This is a genomic window from Silvibacterium dinghuense (assembly GCF_004123295.1).
Taxonomy (GTDB): Bacteria; Acidobacteriota; Terriglobia; order Terriglobales; family Acidobacteriaceae; genus Silvibacterium; species Silvibacterium dinghuense.
In genome coordinates this window covers 14089-33384 of record NZ_SDMK01000003.1, presented here as the reverse complement: position 1 = coordinate 33384, position 19296 = coordinate 14089, and the positions used below count along the sequence as shown (strand labels likewise).

The 19296-nt window shown below is 55.1% G+C and carries 16 protein-coding genes; 9 read left to right on the top strand and 7 right to left on the bottom strand.

What is annotated here, in order from left to right; translation table 11 throughout:
* Window positions 1-84: 84 nt before the first annotated feature.
* The gene (locus tag ESZ00_RS14275; protein WP_129209005.1) at window positions 85-768 is read right to left on the bottom strand and encodes a response regulator transcription factor; all 684 of its coding nucleotides are present in this window, start codon (window positions 766-768) and stop codon (window positions 85-87) included.
* Window positions 769-1032: 264 nt separating this feature from the next.
* Here ESZ00_RS14275 and ESZ00_RS14270 point away from each other — a divergent pair, with 264 nt between their 5' ends.
* Both ESZ00_RS14270 and ESZ00_RS14265 read left to right on the top strand, forming a co-directional pair.
* Entirely contained in the window at window positions 1033-3159 is a 2127-nt protein-coding gene (locus ESZ00_RS14270) for a beta-glucosidase family protein (RefSeq protein ID WP_229741382.1), read from the top strand.
* A gap of 212 nt (window positions 3160-3371) precedes the next feature.
* Entirely contained in the window at window positions 3372-4391 is a 1020-nt protein-coding gene (locus ESZ00_RS14265; RefSeq protein ID WP_164981532.1) for a pectinesterase family protein, read from the top strand.
* A gap of 39 nt (window positions 4392-4430) precedes the next feature.
* On the opposite strand, the gene ESZ00_RS14260 is transcribed toward ESZ00_RS14265, so the two are convergent.
* The gene (locus ESZ00_RS14260) at window positions 4431-6113 is read right to left on the bottom strand and encodes a glycoside hydrolase family 43 protein (protein ID WP_229741384.1); all 1683 of its coding nucleotides are present in this window, start codon (window positions 6111-6113) and stop codon (window positions 4431-4433) included.
* Window positions 6114-6623: 510 nt separating this feature from the next.
* Between ESZ00_RS14260 and ESZ00_RS14255 the strand changes: the two genes are divergently transcribed.
* Window positions 6624-8492, top strand: a complete 1869-nt coding sequence (locus tag ESZ00_RS14255; protein ID WP_164981531.1) for a heparinase II/III family protein — start codon at window positions 6624-6626, stop codon at window positions 8490-8492.
* 107 nt (window positions 8493-8599) lie between these two features.
* Entirely contained in the window at window positions 8600-9586 is a 987-nt protein-coding gene (locus ESZ00_RS14250; RefSeq protein WP_129209000.1) for a family 43 glycosylhydrolase, read from the top strand.
* A gap of 41 nt (window positions 9587-9627) precedes the next feature.
* On the opposite strand, the gene ESZ00_RS14245 is transcribed toward ESZ00_RS14250, so the two are convergent.
* Window positions 9628-12405, bottom strand: a complete 2778-nt coding sequence (locus tag ESZ00_RS14245) for a TonB-dependent receptor (RefSeq protein ID WP_240034498.1) — start codon at window positions 12403-12405, stop codon at window positions 9628-9630.
* Between ESZ00_RS14245 and ESZ00_RS20345 the strand changes: the two genes are divergently transcribed.
* Window positions 12350-12634: a hypothetical protein gene (locus ESZ00_RS20345; RefSeq protein WP_229741397.1), complete on the top strand. Its 285-nt coding sequence runs from the start codon at window positions 12350-12352 to the stop codon at window positions 12632-12634. The genes ESZ00_RS14245 and ESZ00_RS20345 overlap by 56 nt on opposite strands.
* 106 nt (window positions 12635-12740) lie before the next feature.
* Here ESZ00_RS20345 and ESZ00_RS14240 read toward each other — a convergent pair whose 3' ends face one another.
* Window positions 12741-13376 (bottom strand): CGNR zinc finger domain-containing protein, encoded by a 636-nt coding sequence (locus tag ESZ00_RS14240; RefSeq protein WP_129208998.1) that lies wholly within the window; start codon window positions 13374-13376, stop codon window positions 12741-12743.
* 141 nt (window positions 13377-13517) lie between these two features.
* On the opposite strand from ESZ00_RS14240, the gene ESZ00_RS14235 reads away from it, so the two are divergent.
* From ESZ00_RS14235 to ESZ00_RS14225, 3 genes are all read left to right on the top strand, one after another.
* Complete coding sequence (locus ESZ00_RS14235) at window positions 13518-14366, top strand: alpha/beta fold hydrolase (RefSeq protein ID WP_129208997.1); 849 nt, start codon at window positions 13518-13520, stop codon at window positions 14364-14366.
* Complete coding sequence (locus ESZ00_RS14230; protein ID WP_229741385.1) at window positions 14367-15119, top strand: alpha/beta fold hydrolase; 753 nt, start codon at window positions 14367-14369, stop codon at window positions 15117-15119. It abuts the gene before it with no gap.
* 66 nt (window positions 15120-15185) lie between these two features.
* On the top strand, window positions 15186-15959 hold the full coding sequence (locus ESZ00_RS14225; protein ID WP_129208996.1) for an SDR family oxidoreductase: 774 nt from the start codon (window positions 15186-15188) through the stop codon (window positions 15957-15959).
* A 114-nt stretch (window positions 15960-16073) separates the two neighbouring features.
* On the opposite strand, the gene ESZ00_RS14220 is transcribed toward ESZ00_RS14225, so the two are convergent.
* The gene (locus ESZ00_RS14220) at window positions 16074-16367 is read right to left on the bottom strand and encodes a hypothetical protein (protein WP_129208995.1); all 294 of its coding nucleotides are present in this window, start codon (window positions 16365-16367) and stop codon (window positions 16074-16076) included.
* Window positions 16368-16537: 170 nt separating this feature from the next.
* On the opposite strand from ESZ00_RS14220, the gene ESZ00_RS14215 reads away from it, so the two are divergent.
* Window positions 16538-16834, top strand: a complete 297-nt coding sequence (locus ESZ00_RS14215) for a hypothetical protein (RefSeq protein ID WP_164981529.1) — start codon at window positions 16538-16540, stop codon at window positions 16832-16834.
* Between the two features lie 56 nt (window positions 16835-16890).
* Here the strand turns inward: ESZ00_RS14215 and ESZ00_RS14210 are convergent, their stop codons facing one another.
* Complete coding sequence (locus ESZ00_RS14210) at window positions 16891-17874, bottom strand: alpha/beta hydrolase family protein (protein ID WP_164981528.1); 984 nt, start codon at window positions 17872-17874, stop codon at window positions 16891-16893.
* Window positions 17875-17951: 77 nt separating this feature from the next.
* Window positions 17952-19235 (bottom strand): hypothetical protein, encoded by a 1284-nt coding sequence (locus ESZ00_RS14205; RefSeq protein WP_129208992.1) that lies wholly within the window; start codon window positions 19233-19235, stop codon window positions 17952-17954.
* Window positions 19236-19296: the final 61 nt, after the last annotated feature.

Below are 19296 nucleotides of genomic sequence, written 5' to 3'. Positions count from 1 at the left end.
AAGTGCGCAACGAGGAGTCCACATGTCAGTGAAATCAGGTAAGCAGCCGTGACGCCGATGAGAATGGAGCGCCTGAACAATGACCTACATCCTTTCGATTGTCGCGTGCAGCGAGTATCCGATGCCGCGAATAGTCTGAATGCTGGCGGCGTCTTCGCCAAGTTTTGCCCGAAGGCGGCTGATGTGCACATCGAGGCTGCGATCAAAGGCGTCGAGCTCGCGATCCTGCAACGCGAGTGCGATGGACTCTCGTGTTACCGTTCGGCCCCGCGCATGAAGCAACATGGAGAGTAGTTCTGCCTCAAGCGATGTGAGCCTTATCACGCGATTGTCGTGGGTAAGTTCCCGGGTACGGGATTCAAAGCGATGAGAGCCGAAGAGGAACACCGGATCATAATTGCTGCGATGAGTGCGCCGTAAAACTGCACGTATGCGCGAGAGCAGTTCATCCGGATCGCAGGGTTTGCAGATGTAGTCATCCGCTCCGCCGTCGAGGCCTTGTACCCGGTCCGCAGCCGCGATACGCGACGTAAGCATGATGACCGGGATGTCGCTGACGCGACGCAGCTGATGCAACGCCGAAAAGCCGTCCATTTCTGGCATGGCGACGTCCATGAGTATGAGGTTGAAAGGGGCTGACGCGACTTCCTGCAGTGCCTGCTTGCCGGTGTGACATAAGGTCACATGGATGCCAGCCTGGTGCAGGATCACGCCGAGTAATTCGGCGTACTCAATGTCGTCATCGACCAGAAGTATGGATGTGTTCACTGTGGAGTCTGAACCTCATTCCCGAATTCAGTGTATAAAGTGTGCCAGCCGGAGCCTCTTAAGAATTCTTAAGAGACAGAGATGATGCCATGCGGCTCAAATATAGTTCGCGCGTGAACCGCGCCTGGGGCAAGGAAACGACCTATGCAGAAGTTCGACAGAAGCTCAAAGAGAGGAACACGCCGTGGAGCTGCGCTCCTGTTTGCGGTTTCACAATTTACGTTCGCAGCCGCGATGCTCGCGCAGGATACCTCGCACCCATGGATGAATACGAGTCTCTCTGCAGGTGAGCGTGCCGATCTTGTGCTGAAGCAGATGACTCTCGACGAGAAGATTGCGCTGCTCCACGGAAATGGTATGCCGCATGTTCCTAACTGGCAGATGCCGCTGACTCGGCTGGGCAATGGTGGAGCGGGATACGTGGAAGGCATTCCTCGTCTCGGGATTCCACCGATTGTGATCTCCGACGCAGCGTATGGCGTACGCAGTAGCGGAGAGAATGGCCGGTATTCGACTGCGCTTCCTTCTGATCTGGCAGCGGCCTCGAGCTGGGATGCGGGACTGGCCTGCGAGTATGGCGCACTGATCGGTCGCGAACTGCGCGATCAGGGGTTCAACATGACTTTGGGCGGTGGTGTCGATCTGACGCGAGATCCGAGGAATGGGCGAACTTTTGAATACGCGGGGGAAGACCCTCTGCTGGCCGGCACGGTGGTCGGCAATCTGATGAAGTGCGAGCAGGCCGAGCATGTCATCGGCGATATCAAGCACTATGCGATGAACGATCAGGAGACCGGCCGGAATATTGTTAATGTTCTGGCTTCGAAGAAGGCGATGCAGGAGAGCGATCTGCTTGCATTCCACATCGCCATCGATATTGCGAACCCGGGCGCGGTGATGTGTTCTTATAACCGTGTAAACGGCGCGTACGCCTGCGAAAATCCTTATCTTCTGCATGAAGTGCTGAAGTATGACTGGAAGTTTCCCGGTTTCGTGCTTTCAGACTGGGGTGGGACGCACAGCACGGTAGAGGCGATCGCCGCTGGTCTCGATCAGGAGCAGCCGATGGCCGACTACCTCGGCCCGAAGTTGAAGGAGGCTGTGGAGGCCGGCAAGGTTTCGGTGGCTGAGATCGATGACAGCGCCCGGCGCGTGCTTTATGCAGAATTCGTGTCCGGCATTGTCGATCATCCCGTTGCAAAGGGCGTGCCCGATGTAGAGGGGGGATTGGAAGTTGCGCGGAAGGTCGAAGAGCAGAGCATCGTGCTGCTCAAGGATCAGAATGGGGTGCTGCCATTAACGAGCTCCGCAGTGCACTCGATTGCCGTGATTGGGGGGCACGCCGATGTCGGCATGATCTCGGGTGGAGGCTCAGCGCAGGTTGATCCTCCGGGCGGCAATGCGATCGTGCCGTGGGGGCAGGGAGCGACGCACTGGCAGGATCATATCTGGTTCCCGACCTCGCCGCTCAAGGCGCTTCGCGCACAGATGCCCGATACCAGGATCGACTTCAATTCCGGGCATGATCCTGCAGCCGCAGCTGAAGCGGCTAAGAACGCCGATGTCGCGATTGTCTTTGCCTACCAGTGGGAGTCGGAGGGGATGGACCTGCCGAATCTTTCGCTGCCGGATGGACAGGATGAGCTGATCGAGAAGGTTGCAGCAGCGAATCCGCGAACGATCGTGGTGCTCGAGACGGGAACAGCGGTGAAGATGCCGTGGGCGGATAAGGTGCAAGGCATCGTTGAGGCATGGTATGCGGGAAGCAATGGCCACAGGGCATTGGCGAATGTCCTGACGGGACAGGTGAATCCCTCAGCCAAACTGGCGATGACTTTCCCTCGAGATGAAGGGGATCTCCCGCACCCGAGCATTCCTGCGCTTTCTCGCGAGGATGAAGGGCAGGGTACGCACGCGGTGAATGGTGAGACACACCCGGCGTCGAAGTATTCGGTGAGCTACGACGAAGGTGCGAAGGTCGGATATAAGTGGTATGAGGCAGAGCATAAGCCCGTTCTTTTTCCATTTGGCTTCGGTCTCTCTTACACCACGTATGCATATTCTGATCTGAAGATCGGCGGCGAAGGCAAGGAGCGTACGGCGATCTTCTCGGTGAAGAATACAGGTAGCCGCGCAGGTACGGAGATCGCACAGGTTTACGTCACCATTCCGGATGTAGCAGGTGAGCCATTCCAGCGGCTTGCAGGCTGGCAGCGTGTGGAGCTTATCCCGGGCGAGTCGAAAACTGTTACGGTAGCTATCGATTCGCGCGTGCTCAAGGTTTTCAACGAACAGAAGGGCGACTGGACGCTACTTCCGGGCACCTATCGCGTTGCAGCAGGGGCATCGTCTGCTGATACTCCGCTTCGGAGCGAATTTGCAATTCGCTGATTAGAGGCTTTGCTCAAATAAGAACCCATAGCCGAGTACGGATAGGGGAGAGCTTCTATCCGTATGGTTACGGATGATGTGATTCGTCCGGAGGTGGAATCCAGCCCTCATAATAGAGTGGACGAGCCGGAGCATCAGGATGCATCTCCAAAGGGCCACGCACAATGAATCGAAACTGTGATGGTTTGGAGTTGCGCTGCATACGAGTTTTTATGCTTGCGTGGTTGCTACTGCTGCTGTTGCCTCTAGCCGGATTCGCAGCAGATCATCGTGTCCGCTTTTCGGTGGCTCCAGGGGGCGACGCGGAGTTTCACACGGTGCAGGCGGCTATCGATCACGCTCCGCTCGAAGGCGCCATCATCAGGATTGCGCCTGGCCGTTACCGCGAGAAGATCACGATCCATAAGCCGCATATCGCGCTGATTGGAACAGGGGCATCGCCCGAAGACACTGTCCTGAGTTGGGATGATTCGGCAAAAACAGTGGGAAGCACTTCCAGATCTGGCAGTATCTTGGTGGATGCTGATGGCTTTCAAGCGGAAAACCTGACGATCGAAAACACCTGGGAGAACGAGCACCAACGCTCGAAGGAATACGCTTCGCAGGCCGTGGCACTCATGATGAGCTCGGATCGCGCGGTGCTGGATCATGTGTGGCTGCTAGGAGCCCAGGACACACTCTATGCGAACAGCAGGACCTGCCGAGATGCGTCGTCGGAAGAGGCCTGTGCGGCTTCGAGACAGTATTTCTCGAACTGCTTTATTGAAGGACATGTGGACTACATCTTTGGAGATGCAAAGGCCGTCTTCGATCATTGTGAACTTCATTCGCGTGCTGCACCGAATGTGATGATTACTGCGCAGAGCAGACATTCTCCGATGGAAGACTCCGGTTATACCTTTCTTCATTGCCGCATTACGGGAGAGAACACAGTAGGCAAGGTGGCTCTTGGCAGGCCATGGCGTCCCTATGCCACCGTTACTTTTTACGAGACAGATATCGAACAGACGATCATGGCAGAAGGCTGGTCGGATTGGAATGACCGGCTTATGACCAGCACCTATCGCGAATACGACTCGCATGGCCCTGGTGTGAATGGAGGGCATCGTATCGTGGATAGCCCGGTTTTAACCAGGGCGGAGAGGAAGAAGCTGAATCCTGGCCATCTGCTTGCGGGTAGCGATGGATGGGATCCCGAAAAAGTGGTAAAGGCACTGCGCAAACTGCGTTGAGCCAGGATTGTGCGTTTGTTGTGATGAAGATCGGAGTTGCTACGATCCGTTTCCCCTGTCAGCAGGCTTGGCGAAGCGAAACCAGTCTACGTCTACGTAACCATTCTCTCGATTCATAATGCGGCTTTGTGCAAAGAGCCCCAGCTTTGCCCCGATCCAAACGCCCTCCCGAGCCTTGAAACCGGAACCGGCAGGTTGAAAGCTTTGGCCGTCTGTACTGAAGGAGAAAGTCGCACGAGCTTCAGCGTCCATGTCTATGTGTAAGTAGACGGTGTCGGACTCGAGTTTGCCGATCACTGTTTCTTTTTCGACTCCGTCCTGTTCGGCATCCATGCATGTGCCGTACACAACAACGAGTCCGGCTTCGGTCTTGCGTATAGCGAGATATGCATAGTCCTGCCCAAGCAGAACCAGCCCGCTGCGATCGCCGATTTGGAAGTTATGCGCGGTCAACCTGGTGGTCAGGGTGAAGACTGGCCCTGGAAGTTTTTGCGAGAGAAGATTAGGAGTGGTCCAGAGACGCTCCCCGATAGTGCTATCAATTGCGACGTTCAATAACCGCAGTACGCCGAGTGCAGGAGAGGGAAGAGCCCAGCCAGGCTGTGGGTTTGCCTGCCACTGCCATTGCGGACCGATCTGGGAGCCATCGAATTCATCGGAATCGGCCGGTGTTTCGCGCGGCTGGAATCCTGTAACGTGCGGCTTTTGAAACTCAGCTACAGGTTCCCCAATGCCGTGGTGATCCTGATTCACGCCGATGATCGGCCAGTCATCTTTCTGCCAGTGCATGGGCTCAAGCAGGACCACGCGTCCGTACGGGCCGCGATCCTGAAAATGGAGAAACCAGTCTTCGTGTTCTGCCGTGGTTACCCATGCGCCTTGATGCGGTCCGTTGAAGGCAGTGTTTCCTTGCGCGAGAACGACTTTGCGTTCGTAGGGGCCGTAAATGGATCGGGAGCGTAGCACTAGCTGGTAGCCCGCAGTGACGCCGCCTGCAGGAGCAAAGATGTAGTAGTAGCCGTGATGCTTGTAGAGCTTGGGGCCTTCGAGCGTGGTGTCGCTCGGATGCCCATCTACGACCAGGCTGCCGTCATCGAGCAGCTGTTCTGCGTCCGGCGTCATGCGATCGATCACCAGAATATTTTTGATTCCGGAACGGCTGGCCGCCATGCCATGAATGAGATAAGCCTTGCCATCGTCATCCCACAGGGGACAAGGGTCAATCCATCCTTTGGCCGCGCGGATTAACTTCGGCGGTGACCATGGGCCGGTGATTTTCGTGGCTTTCGTCATGTAAATGCCGAAGTCTGGATCGGAATAGAAGATGAAGAACATGCCCGCGTGATAGCGGATGCTTGGAGCCCATGCGCCGCTTCCATGGCGGGTAGTGCGATAGGTCTGCAGAGGAGATAAGGCTGGCAGGGCATGTGCAACCAATCGCCAGTTCACCAGGTCCCTGGATTCGAGGATCGGCAGGCCGGGCACCTGATCGAAGCTGGATGCGACCAGGTAGAACATCTCGCCAACCCGGATTACGTCCGGATCAGAATAGTCGGCATAGAGAACCGGATTTTTGTATTTGCCGTTTCCCTCATCGGCAACCCATACGTTTGATAGCGTACGTGCGTTTTTTTCGGCTTGAGCAAGCCGCGAAAACAGACATAGCGATAGAAGAAAAACGAAAAAAAGCAACGCAGGACGTTGAGAACGCTTGATAGGCACAATGGCTAGACCATACGAAGGCGATACAGAATTTATACATGCATGGATGGAGTCATGCGACCAGCTCTTCTGCTTCGTCCTGCATATCGAAGGCGGTAAATCTGTGAATTGGCCGCGCCGCCAGTCTGTTATCGGGTGCTAGCAACAAGGTCCTCCAGTGATCAAACGCCGGTTGCCGGACAGGATACGCAGTGTCCATTCGTATTTCTATCCATGCATGCTGATCCCAATTCTTCGCGCGTAGCGTTGCACGGCAATCCTATTGGTCGGGATCTTCTATATTTCTGAAGTCGTTATTCTGGCACATGAGAGAGTGTGCTTATTCTGATTCACGACAGTTGTCATTACTTTATTGCAGATTTCTATCTGCGCGTGGAGCATTCTAGGGTGATGAGTTCACATTGCGAATTATTCGCTGTTAACGTCGAGCACCGCTTGGAATGTCTAAAAATGTAAATGCCGGTCTTGGATTGGAGCAGGAAGCATATTGGTAAAGAGGAGAGACGTTGCATGAAGCAGATGTTGCATGGAATGGGTGCCTGGGTGCTGCTCTTCGTAGCTGTTACCGCATTTGCACAGGGAGTACAGCTGTCTTCTGAGCGAGTGCAGCAGATTGCGGCTATGCTTCCTGCGGCCGCACGAGGGCTGGATGTTCCATGTTCCAACCGCGGGATTTGGGCTCCTCGCGCTGCACAATTGCAGGATCAGATTCAGCAGGCGGATAGTTTGATCGCAGAGCCGCTGCCGGCGTGGAGCGATGAGGCATATCTTGACTTCAGTCGAACAGGACAGCGTCCGCGCGGCGAGGCAATGTTGCATGCGCGGCAGGACCGGCTTGCTTCGCTCACGATGGCGGAGTGCGCGCAATGGAAGGGGCGATATCTGCAGGCGCTTACTGCTCTTCTCGACGGACTCGCAGAGCAGCCGACCTGGACGCTCCCTGCGCATGATGCAGACCTCAGCTCTTTCCACCGGGAGCACTATCGGGTGGAATTGAACTCCGCGGTGTTGGCTGATGATCTTGCAGAGGCGCTTTATCTGCTCGGTAATGCGATTCCCCACGCTACGCAAGATCGGGTTCGTATGGCAATATTGGAGCGCACTATTCAGCCTGCGCGTGAGATTTATCTAAACCGGTCCAAGGAGTTTTGGGTTAGCGGTGCGACGAATTGGAATGCCGTGTGCCTGGATGGCGTGACCGGAGCAGCGCTGATGACGCTATCGTCGAGCAAGGATCGGGCATGGTTTACGGCAGTCGCGGAAAAGTATTCCCGGAATTATTTGCGCAGCTTCACTCCGGAAGGCTATGCGATCGAAGGCATCGGGTATTGGGGATATGGTTTCACGCACTATGCGCTGCTGCGCGAGATGCTTTGGAACCAGACCGGTGGGGGCATCGATCTTTTCCGCAGTCAGCAGGTAAGGAATATTGCGCTCTTTGGCCGCCGTTTTCAGATGATCCCTGGAGTTATGGCGGATTTTGGCGACGCGCATTTCGGAGTAAAGCCGAATAACTCGCTCATTGCATATGTCGACCATGCATATTCTCTTGGCACACAATCACTGGAGAATCCATTTTCCTTTGGGAGGCCACTGCTCGGACAGTCTCTGGTCGCTCAGATCACCGCATGGCATCTGGCACCGCCACTGCAGAGGTTCGATACGGCTACCCTCGATGTCGATCCGTTGCGAGACTACTTCCCCGGAGCCGGTGTGCTGGTTTCTCGGCCCGGAGCGCAGGGAGGTGTTGCGATCACGATCAAGGGAGGCGGTAATGGAGGGCACAGTCACAATGACCTCGGTGCCTTTTCAGTCGGCCTTGGTACAGAGCAGGTCTTGGGGGACCCAGGAGGGCCCGAAGCATACAATGCAAACACCTTTAGCAGTAGACGCTTTGACTCGAAGCTGTTGAACTCTTACGGACACCCCGTGCCGGTGATCGGTGGACAGCTACAAAAGGATGCGACCAGCATCACGCTTAGAGGACCTGAAACACACTTCACAGGTGCTGAGGATACATGGATGCTCGATCTTTCTGAGGCATACGCTGTCCCTGCATTGCATGACTTTACTCGGACAATGAAACATACACGCGCCGGAAAAGGAAATATTGAAATTGTCGACCGGTTCAGCCTGTCGACTCCCACAACTGTGGAAGAATCATTGCCTACACATGGACAGGTGAAACAACTGGATGCGCATACGCTTCTCTTCACCATGCATGGTGAGAGCGTGCGTGTGACGATCGAAGCTTCAGCGCCAATTACAATCCGCCAGGAGACAATCGACGAGTACGGCAATCCTTTCCTGCGCGTGGGAATCTCTGCCCTACTGCAGGGTCACGCAGCGTTTGACATGATTATTGAGCCTGAGCCCTAGATCTTAAGCTATCCATGCGATCGTGCTGGTAACGGTCGCTCTCTCAGAGGTAGTGCATCGCTTGTTCAGCCTGGATTTGTTTCGGGAATGCCTAGACAGGAAGGTTCATGAAAAAGCTTGGTTTTGTACTTGGGATTCTCGTTCTTCTCGCATGCACACATCCGCTGGTTGCAAGAGTCCGGGTGATTCGCCCCGGTAACGTGTGGCTCGACAGCAGCGGACAGCAGATTCAGGCCCATGGTGGTGGGGTGATTCGCTGGCATGGCAGGTATTACTGGTTTGGAGAGGACAGAACCAGGACAAACGATCCCGAGAAGCGATATGTCGCATGTTATTTCTCGAAGGACCTTGTGCGCTGGAACTCGTGCGGGCAGGTGTTCGTGTTGAGTGATCCGGAACACCTGGGCAAGAACTGGGTGCTGGAACGCCCCAAGGTCTTTCCGAATCGGCGGACGGGGAAGTTTGTCCTCTACTTCCATCTAGACGATGCGAAGTATCAGTTCGCGCGTGTTGGCGTGGCGGTGAGCAACCGGATCGATGGTCCATATACCTATGTGCACAGTTTCCGTCCCCTGGGGCAGGAGAGCCGAGATATCGGTCAGTTTATCGACGATGACGGCTCAGCCTATCTGATCTTCGAGGCGAGACCGACCAGGGGCTTCTTCATTGGCCGCCTGTCGGATGATTACCTTGAAGTGAGCGAGAAGATGAGTTTCATCCATGCCCCGCTCGAAGGCGGGGCGCTCGTGCATGATAAGGGAATTTACTACGTAGTGGGTTCGCATATGACAGGGTGGGCACCGAACTCGAATGTCTATGCCACATCCAATACGCTGATCGGTCCCTGGACAGAGTTCAAAGATGTGGCTCCGCCCGAGGCAAAAACCTATGGGGCGCAGTCCACCATGCTACTTAAGGTCGAAGGCACGAAGCAGACGACTGTGATCTTCATGGCAGATATCTGGAAGCCAAAGACACTTTGGGATTCGCGCTATCTGTGGATGCCGGTCGAGATCGAGGATGGAAAACTCCATTTGCCTGCACCTCAGCCGTGGTCCATCAACCTTAAGACAGGTGTTACAAAGCTTAAATAGTGTATCGGCTCTCTCATGGAGATAGCTCCGCAGTATCGTGCTCAGCGCTCTGCTCCGCTGTGCCAGCGCAGGCTAAGGCTATAAGTGGGTTTGTAGTATTCGCGTTGTGTCATGTACTGTGGGCTACCGTTATAGAACCCAAAGACCTCATTGGTCAGGTTCAATCCGTCGATATGCGCTTGCAGTCCGTGCCAGATGCGCGCGCCTACCTGGGCATCCACTTGCAAGTGCGGAAAGAAATAGTTATCACCATTTGGCCCGTTCGGGAGGCCTGCCGAGTTGTTACTGGGGTCTGCCTGATTGTTGAAGTACTGATAAGCATTGTCGTTCGCGCCGTTGTAGCTAATGCCGGTGTGAATCTCGAAGCGGCCGTATTCATACGATGGCTCGATATTGAACGCGTGGCGAGCCTGTCCGATGAGTGGTGGCGCGTCGGTACGTCCGGGAATCCCATGAGTGTGCGAACCGGTATAAGCATAGTTCAGCATCATGCCCAGCCCACTCAGTATCCCTGGCAGGCTATTGAGCCGTTGTTGCCATGAGAATTCCAGTCCGTAGATGCTCGCGTTGTCCGCGTTGATATTCTGAGCCGCCAGATCGGGAGAACCGTCGGGGTTGACGGTGGTATACGGAAGGTAGACTGAGACGATCGGATCGATCAACTGCTTGTAAAAATATCCTGTCTGGATTACGCCGAAGGGGCGCAGCTCCTGTTCGAGCAGGAGGTCGAAGTTATTGGCGTGTGTAGGCTGTTCATTCGGGTTGCCGATCGCGTATCGCGGTACACTGCCCGCGCCATTGTCGAGTAGGTAGGGAACCAGATCATATGGATTAGGGCGGGATATGCCGCGCGCATACACCGCACGAATGGCGGTTAGCTGTGCTACCTGCCAGCGCGCCTGCACGCTGGGCAGGGGATCGATGTAGGACTTGCTGGTCGAGGTGGGCGATGTTCCGATCCAGTTTCCGTTGTCATCGAGGCCGTCTCCATTCGGACCGGCGGTTGGGTTGACGGTGAAGCCAAGAGAGTGAACCTGGGTCGCCTCAAGCCGTAGACCAGCCTGCAGCCGGAATTTTGGCCAGTCGATCGTATTCATCATGTAGCCGGCGGAGACTCGCTCGATCAGATCAAAGTTGTTTGAATCGGACCCGAAGTGCGTCAAGGTCTGATCCAACGGAAATTGCCCTTGATTTTGCGCCACGTAGGCCTGCATCCGGTAGTAATCCGTGAATGGTCCGTTGTGATAGCTGCCGTCGTAATAGTTTGGATCGGTGAAGCCCGTTTGAAAGAGTGAAGCCAGTACCGTGGGATTGCCATTGGCATCTGTTGGAGTGTCATAGGTCGGCGTCCACGCATATTGGAACGCATGACTGTTACGAAACTCTCCGCCGAATTCGAAGGTGGAAGATAGCGAGCCAAGATGGTAGTTGATACCCATTCCGGCCTGCTCCTGCAGGTTTAGCTCTACGGCCTGCCCGGTCGTGGTGATGAACTGCGTCATGCCGTAATTGTTCAGGTTATACATCGGCGACGAGCCGACCATACAATTCTCTGACCAGCGCGGACGATGAATATCTGCCTGAGCATTGGGATCGAACGTGCATGAGGCCTGTCCCGTAACATTCCCATCGCCGCCGGCAGGAAAGTTGATGTTGTTGAGAGCGTTCGAGGTCGGTGCAAAGTCTGCTTCGGGATTGCCGCCGGAGTTCAGTTCTCGGGAGCGTGAAATAGCCGAGCCCCAGTGAACCCATGAATTTTTGAAGATGTGATTGCCATTGAGCGAAAATGTGCCCACTGCCAGATCGGGCCTGCGCAAGGACTCGTAGAAGCTGGGAGCCTTATTTGTTTCGATCTCGTAGTACCATTTGTCACCCCAGTCCTTGAAGTCGGAGAGCATGAAGTGAGCGGCGATGATTGAGTGATCGCTCAGTTTGTAGTCCAGACTGCTGGTGCCACCCCAGCGCAGCCGGTCGTAGCGGTATTCGCGCAGCGTGATCTTGTTGAAATCAGGAGTGTCGGATCCATCCGGGTTGAGGATTGGGTTAGGCTCGATATCGTTAATCCCGCGGCCGTTGTAATCGTATTCGGCTCCGCCAATCAGTCCCCAGCGTTGAGCTGCGCCAAAGCGCATCCCAGCTGTCGTATCCACCTTGCCCATGTAGCGCGTGCTTTGGATTGGTGTGTACCCCATGGTCGTTTCGATACCGAAGTATGGTTTCGTTCCGGCTGTTTTCGTAACCAGGTTCACAGAGCCGCCGATGCCGTCCGCATCCTGGTTGGCCGATAGTGTCTTGTTCAATTCAATCGACTGAACCATATCGTCGGGGATGGTCGCCAAATCAACCTGGCGGATGGCGACCTCTGGCGCAGGTATGGTCACGCCGTCGATGGTCACGTTCGTGAGACGCGGATCAAGCCCGCGTACCTGCACATACACACCCTCCCCTTCATCCCGCTGTAGCGTCACACCCGGCATGCGACCTACCGCGTCGGCGATGTTCGCGTTTGGCAGTGCGACAATCTCACTCTCCGGTATCACGTTCACGATGTTTGCCGAGGTGATCTCCTCGTTAATGGCCTGAGTCATCGTTTGCGTTGGTCCTGATGCCTCGGTGACAATCACCTGCTCGGTGGCAGAACCGACCTGGAGAACAACATCCAGGGTTTGAGCCTGCCCAACTCCCAATGCGACAACTTGTGCCTGTGGATTGAAACCTGGTGAGGTGACGGTCAGAGTATAGCTCCCTGCAGCCAATCCGATCATGGTGAAGTTCCCCAACCCATTCGTTATGGCCACAGTATTTCCGGGACTGATCACCACGCGCGCATTTCGGATGACCGCTTTCGATCTGTCGGTCACTGTGCCGCTGATCGATCCTTTCGCGCTCTGTGCGAGCGCACTGGAGGATGATCCCGGCTTTGCCAGCATCAACCCGACGAACAACAGACAGATCAAAATTCGCTTGCCTGCTTGCATACTTGCCTCACAAAGCCCGGAGTGGGTGATTCGGGTGGCAGTATGGCAACGCAATCTAAAATCAAACTAAAGGTCTGCGGCCGAAAGCTCCTTTTCATGCGGAATTAACCTTTGCGCATCGCCAGGTGGAGACAAGAAGCTTTTATTTGGGTGGCCGGCGTGCGGAGATGAAACTTTCACTCGGCAGAGGCTGCATCCCTCTTCCTGCGCTGGTATGCTGCAACCTTGAACTTGTTGCCGCAGATATTCATGCTGCACCAGCGTCGTGAACCTTTTTTACTTGTGTCGAAAAAGTGAAGTACGCATGCTTCGCATTGGCGAATCCGGTGGCGCTCTGGCTCACTCAGCAAGTTCGCTGCACCGTCGAAGATCAATGTCCACAGATCCGATGGCCGTTTCAATTCAAAGTGCGGCTCCCGGACAATCTGGCCCTCATGCCTGCGGATGGCCATCACCAATGGATGCTGGTGAAGACCTAGATTCACCTCGTGGATGAATTCCTCAGAAGGCGCCGCGCCATCTTCGATGCGCACAACAGCGGCGCGCAGCCGCTCTCGAAATGCAATTAACTCCTTGAGAAGTAAAGCTGCTTCCGGCATGTGCCGCCAGCTTCGTACGACTGCCTTCGTCTTTGTGGAGCGTACAACTCCCGCAGCAATCAGCCAGCGCTCCAGAGCCTGTACATCAGAAAGAAGTTCGGTTGGCCCTTGATCCAGTACCGGTCTTGTGTTTAGCAAATCCAGAATCAGCCTGTTTGCCACGAAAAGAAAGCCATCGACCCATTCGCTGGGCTCTATAGTAGAAGCGCGCATTGAGACTCCTCTTTCCCAAAATAATTCATAGAAACATAAACACCTATATTGACTATTTTAAAGGTGTTTAATATTCTCGCTTCATAGGCGCCGGATCATCCGCGCTCGATTGCCAGAAGGTTCGCCGCAGAAGGAGAGATTATGCAGACGTTTCAACATGCCGATGTTCGCGGCCTCAAGATGTTCTACCGCGAGGCTGGATCCAAAGAGTCCCCTACCATCGTGCTTCTACACGGTTTTCCAAGCTCGTCGCACATGTTTCGCGATCTAATTCCTCAACTGGCGGACAAGTTTCATGTCATCGCGCCAGATTACATTGGTTTTGGCTATAGCGACGCGCCCGATGTAAGCGAATTTGAATACACCTTCGACAACCTGGCCGTCTATGTCGAATATTTTCTGTTCAACGTCCTAGGTCTGAAGAAGTTCAGCATCTACGTGCAGGACTATGGCGCTCCTATCGGATATCGCATTGCCTTCAAGCATCAGGATGCAATCGAGGGTATCGTTGTCCAGAATGGAAATGCCTATGCCGAGGGTATTGGCGGTGGCTTCGACCCGTTGAAGCCATTTTGGGCAAATCGTACGGCAGAGACAGAAGCACCGGTAAGGGCGGTGCTTGCACTTGAGACGACGATCTTTCAATACACGCATGGCGTCAAGGATGTGAGCCGTATTAATCCCGATGCTTACACCGTCGATCAGCATTTTCTCGACCGTCCAGGCAACGATGCGATTCAATTGAATCTGCTCCATAACTACCAGGCGAACCTGCTGCATTATGACGAATGGCAGACGTTCTTCCGCAATAAGCAGCCGAAGACGCTGATTGTCTGGGGTAAGAACGATCCGTTTTTCACCGTCGAAGGTGCGCAGGCATATCTGCGTGACATCCCGCGTGCAGAGTTGCATCTGCTTGATACCGGACACTTCGCGCTGGAAGACTCCTCAAGGTTCATTGCAGAAAAAATTTTGCATACCTTCGCCTGATTGCGTCGCCAGTCTCGCATCTCATCCGTACGAAAAGATGAAAAGAGGAAAATCATCATGTCAACATTGAGAAATGCCACAGTAATTGTGATCCATGGCGCATGGGCGGATGGTTCGAGCTGGGAGCCCGTCATCCGCCGGCTGCAGGACGACGGATTCCACGTTGTAGCTGCACCTATTCCACTTACTTCACTGAGCGAGGATGCTGAGGCGCTGCGGCGGACAATTGCCCGCACACAAGGTCCGGTGATTGTTGCTGGGCATGCCTACGCCGGAGCGGTCGTGGGAACGGCGAACGACGAGCGTGTGAAGGCGCTCGTCTATGTTGCCGCTTTGGCTCCGGACGAGGGAGAAACAGTTGCGGACGTCTTCTATCGTGAAGCATCTCATCCAAAAGCTCCTAAGCTTGCACCAGATGCAGACGGCTTCATCTGGATGCCTGATGAGAGCTTCGCAGAGGCATTTGCGCAGAATGCAACCGCTGAACAGATTGCTTTGAGCCGTGCGGTGCAGCGGCCAATTTCGGTCAGGAGTATTCAAGAACCAATTACTTCGCCTGCATGGAAGACCAAGCGGAGCTGGTACCTGCTTGCAGAAGAAGACCGGATGATTCATCCCACAACACAGCGTTTTCTGGCAGAACGGATGAACGCGACGATACGCTCATTCGCCGTTGACCACACGCCGCTGCTCACTGCGCCGGATAAAGTTACAGGCATTATTCGCGAGGCAGCCCAAACAGCATTGCTCTGAAAAGCGGTGCGATGGCTATGCAGGATTCCGCGGTGCTGTGCATTTTCATAGGACAGGAGTACTTTCGTGAAACAGAACTCTGTGGCTATCGTTACCGGCGCCAGTCAAGGCATTGGCCGCTCAACTGCCATTCGACTGGCTAAAGATTTTTCCGCAGTTGTTCTTGTCGCAAGGAACGGAGATTCGCTGAAGGATGTTGCGGATGCGGTTCGCACGGCAGGAGCCGAGCCACTTTCTTTGGTGCTAGATCTTAGCAGAGTGGATGCGCCTGAAACGGTTGTCCAATCGACACTGGATCGCTACGATCGTATCGATGCTCTGCTCAATATCGCAGGAGCGGTGCCACAGATCGATCTTTTTGAGATGACGGACGAGCAATGGTATCAGGGCATGGAACTGAAGCTTCATGGAGCGCGCAGGTTAACGATTCGAGCGTGGGAAGCGCTGAAAGCAAGCAAGGGATCAGTGGTCTTCATGTCGGGGAGTGCGGCGCTCGATCCAAAACCTGGCTTTGCCGCGGTAGCAACGACCAACGCAGCGATTATTGCCATGGCAAAAGCTTTTGCGGAGCAGGGAATCAAAGACGGCGTACAGGTGAACAGCATTGTGCCGGGCGCGGTGATGACGGGAAGGCGGCGATCGTTTCTTGAGAAATGGGCGCCGGCTCATAATATGAGCGTTGAAGAGGCGACAAAGAAGTTTCCTGAAGAGGCGGGTATCAGCCGTTACGGAGAGCCAGAGGAGATTGCCGCGCTGTTAGCGTTCATGGTGTCGCCAGAGGCCAGGTGGATGACCGGAACCTCCGTGCGCATGGATGGTGGCGAAGTCAAGGGGATCTGATGCACTCTTGGATTACGCGAAAGATGTGAACACGAATGGGGAACAGACGAGCATGGCAGGACAATCGGGAGGTGATGATCCCGTTATTCTTGACGCGATGCCGGCTCCCAATAGTTAGCCTGAACCTTTGCCGCGCGTAGGCAGCGAGTAGTGGCCATATAGCGCAAATAGATCGTGGCGCTTGCACCAAAGATGGCGTGTCTGCCAAGTAAGATCATTATTCATACTGCGCAGATTGTTCGGTACATACGAAACAGCGAAGAATTTGGCCGTGGTCAGCGATGCCAGGCTTTTCTCCGCTCTATCGTCGAAGTGCTTTATACCGGCGCGGATGCGATTGTCTGTGTGACCGCATATGAGCTTCGCCGTCTGACTCTCTGTCATCAGGCTGCGCCTGGTGATGATCACGCCTAGGCCTGGCACCTATGTTCCTTCAATCGAGCAGCGTACTGAGTCCGGGCCACATGATCCGGAGTCTGAACCGCATGATCCTCTGTATCTCGAAGCCCAGCGCCTATGCTCTCCGACCTCCATCAGAGGTGACCCGATCCTCGAATCTGAAGCTGCATATTTAGGAGGTGCTGGTGGGCATTGGGCAACTGACGCGCAAGGCCATCATGTCTGATCTCTCCGAAAGTAATCTGCGTGAGGCGCCCGTTGTGCCGATCGGCAGTGCAGGAACGGATCTCTGGACGGCAAAGCTGACGAACGGCTTTCGCTTTCTGTACGCGATGGTCACTAGCCGGCAGATGATCCGTTCCCGCCATGCACAGGCTGTTGACTATGCGCCGCAGGTGATATCCGCTGTTTATTGGCAGAGATCGCTGCTTGATAGCATGAATGGCTGCGGACTAACATCCGACCTGGCATGGTAAAGCCAGGCTCTTCTTTAACTGCTCGGCTCTAATTTATCCAAAATAATCGGTAGAGATCAGCTGCCAGCCTTGTTATCGGCACTGAGATTTTTCGTGTCCAGCTTCGACTGCATCCAGTCGAGCATCCGGCTATTCGTACTTACTTTTTCGAGGTATTCCTGCCGGCTATGGTACTCGACGATTTCGGCGCTGCCGGCTGCAGCAGTTTCCATCTGACGACGCACATCTTCCGGCATAGCGAGGTTGAAGAGGTTCTCCTGAATGCGGATTACCGTGTGTGTTGGATGTTTCCGCCATTGAGTCAGCCAATGGACGGGATCAAGCGGTGCAACCGATGCCAGGAACTCCGGCCGCAGGTAGGCAGGGCGCTCGCTCTCTGGAACCTGCGGAGATTTAGCCAGCCAATTGGGCCAGTCCCCCCAGGGATCCATCACATCGACAGCCTGGATGCGCGAGTCGGTGGCTGCAGCAAGGATTGCAATGGTGCCGCCGGAGCCCTGGCCGAAGATTCCAACACGGTCGGCGTCGAGATCGCTGCGAGTTTCCAGATAGTTGATCACCATCTGTACATCGTGTACTGACGCACCGATAGACTCGGGGAGCTGGCTGACGAACCACTGCTTCATTGGCCGATCATGGTAGCGAGAGCCGGTCAGCGCGGAGACGAATCCGGCAACGGCAAAACCATGCCGGATGAAATTCTCACACAGTGCATTGTTGAGAAATTTTGCCGTATCGGTGGGATAGCTGTAGAGCACCAAAACAACCGGAGGCTTTGCGATTCCCGCTGGACGAATTACATAGAGATCCATTGGGTCGTTATCACGCCATTGCACCTGTATCAGCTCGCGAGTGAAATCGGGCAGGGTGTCCTTCTGGCCGAGAATTGGCGGCTGCGCATGCAGACCACTGCCTGTTAGAGAAAGAATGTCCCAGCGTTCAGTGCTCGGATTCTGGGCTGGCGCTTGTGCCTGCTGGCTCCAGAGAGCGGGCGTGAGGATAGAGAACAGTAAGCAGGCAGCAAAGCTGGTGCGGGGCATGCTGGGGGAGCGGAACATGGAAACCTCCGGATGTGGTGGTTGCGCACTTTGCGTCGGACGCTCGAGGCCCGGGCCGGCTACTGCTGAACGAGATAGAGCTGCAGGGGAGCCCCTCCGATGCGGGCGGCCCAGTTATAAGAGGTGACGAAGAGGACGTACTTATTCTCCGGATTGCCAGCGACAACGATCGCGGGGAAGGTGCAAGTGACGTAACCCTGAGCGTTGAGACTGGTAGTAGCCGTGCTTCCTCCTCCCGTGTAATTGGCGCAGTTCTGGTTGGGATCGAGGACGGTAAGAGTGGCTGAGCTATAGAGGCCGTTGTAGGTGGCGTCCTGCGCACCCAATGTGAGGACGATGTTTGCTTCCGGCGTTTGGCTTACATCGTCGTTGGGATAAATGCCGCCGGTCATCGAAGTTCCCGAAGAGGCGGTCTGGCCGAAGGCAATCGGTGAGGTGATCGTGATCGTTGGAGATGTGCCGTTGTATCCCAGAGCGGTGGCCGACTGGTAGAAGAAACCGGCGTATTGCTGGGTCGTCACGCTGCTCGTAGTCAGTGCTGAGGTCGGCTCAATGATGCCGGCGACGGAGGCTCCTGTAGGTGACGATGCCGTGGGGTCGCTCTGGTCGGAGGCAAAGAAGCCGGAGGGGCCGATCCATATGTTGGACTGCGTACCAGCCGTGGGTGCTTCGACCTGGTTGGGAGTCCACAGTAAATTGAGGATGCTCTGCTGCCCGGTAAAACTAATCGTGGCCTGATCGTTGGATGTCGCACAGCTTCCGTTGAACGAGCCGGGTCCGATCACGATGTTCCCTTGCAGGCTCTGGAACTGCCAGCTCTTGCCGGTAGTGTCTGTACTTGCGACAACACTGCCATAGCCGAGTGTGGGTGCGCTGCCGCCAAAGCTATTGGAAAAGGTGCCGGCCTGCATTCCGATGTACTGGAAACGGACCCGGCCGGTAATGGCATAGCATTGGGTCTGGGGTACAGCGAAGATCGGTGGTGTGGTGCTATCTCCTGGCCGGAGTATAGCCGCACGGCCGGGAACCTCGACAGCATATCCGGCAGAGCTGTCGGCGCCGAGTTGGAGAAATCCATGCGCCGACTGGAAGGTACCTGAGGTCGAGGCCGTGGAATAGGTGATGGGCCGATAGGTGTAAGTGTTCGAGGTGTGATTGACAATGAAAGTCCACGCTCCCGGACTCTGCCCGCCGGAGTAAGTATTGCTTGCACTCGCGGCAGAAGGTGTAGGAAGTCCCACGGTAGCGTCTGGATTGGGAACTACCAGCGTTGTTGATCCTCCGCCACAGCCGAGCAGTATCGTGAACAGCAAAAGTGCGTGAAGCGAAGCAAGAGTAAGCATGGGCCGATGGCTCGACCACGTCACATATGCAGGTGCGGTGCATGGAGAGCAAACGATGTTG

Bases quoted from the DNA above. Each gene is read 5' to 3' on its own strand.
- ESZ00_RS14270 (WP_229741382.1), top strand. From the start codon at position 1,033: ATGAATACGAGTCTCTCTGCAGGTGAGCGTGCCGATCTTGTGCTGAAG.
- ESZ00_RS14265 (WP_164981532.1), top strand. From the start codon at position 3,372: ATGCTTGCGTGGTTGCTACTGCTGCTGTTGCCTCTAGCCGGATTCGCA.
- ESZ00_RS14255 (WP_164981531.1), top strand. From the start codon at position 6,624: ATGAAGCAGATGTTGCATGGAATGGGTGCCTGGGTGCTGCTCTTCGTA.
- ESZ00_RS14250 (WP_129209000.1), top strand. From the start codon at position 8,600: ATGAAAAAGCTTGGTTTTGTACTTGGGATTCTCGTTCTTCTCGCATGC.
- ESZ00_RS20345 (WP_229741397.1), top strand. From the start codon at position 12,350: ATGGTGAAGTTCCCCAACCCATTCGTTATGGCCACAGTATTTCCGGGA.
- ESZ00_RS14240 (WP_129208998.1), bottom strand. From the start codon at position 13,376: ATGCGCGCTTCTACTATAGAGCCCAGCGAATGGGTCGATGGCTTTCTT.
- ESZ00_RS14235 (WP_129208997.1), top strand. From the start codon at position 13,518: ATGCAGACGTTTCAACATGCCGATGTTCGCGGCCTCAAGATGTTCTAC.
- ESZ00_RS14210 (WP_164981528.1), bottom strand. From the start codon at position 17,874: ATGCCCCGCACCAGCTTTGCTGCCTGCTTACTGTTCTCTATCCTCACG.
- ESZ00_RS14205 (WP_129208992.1), bottom strand. From the start codon at position 19,235: ATGCTTACTCTTGCTTCGCTTCACGCACTTTTGCTGTTCACGATACTG.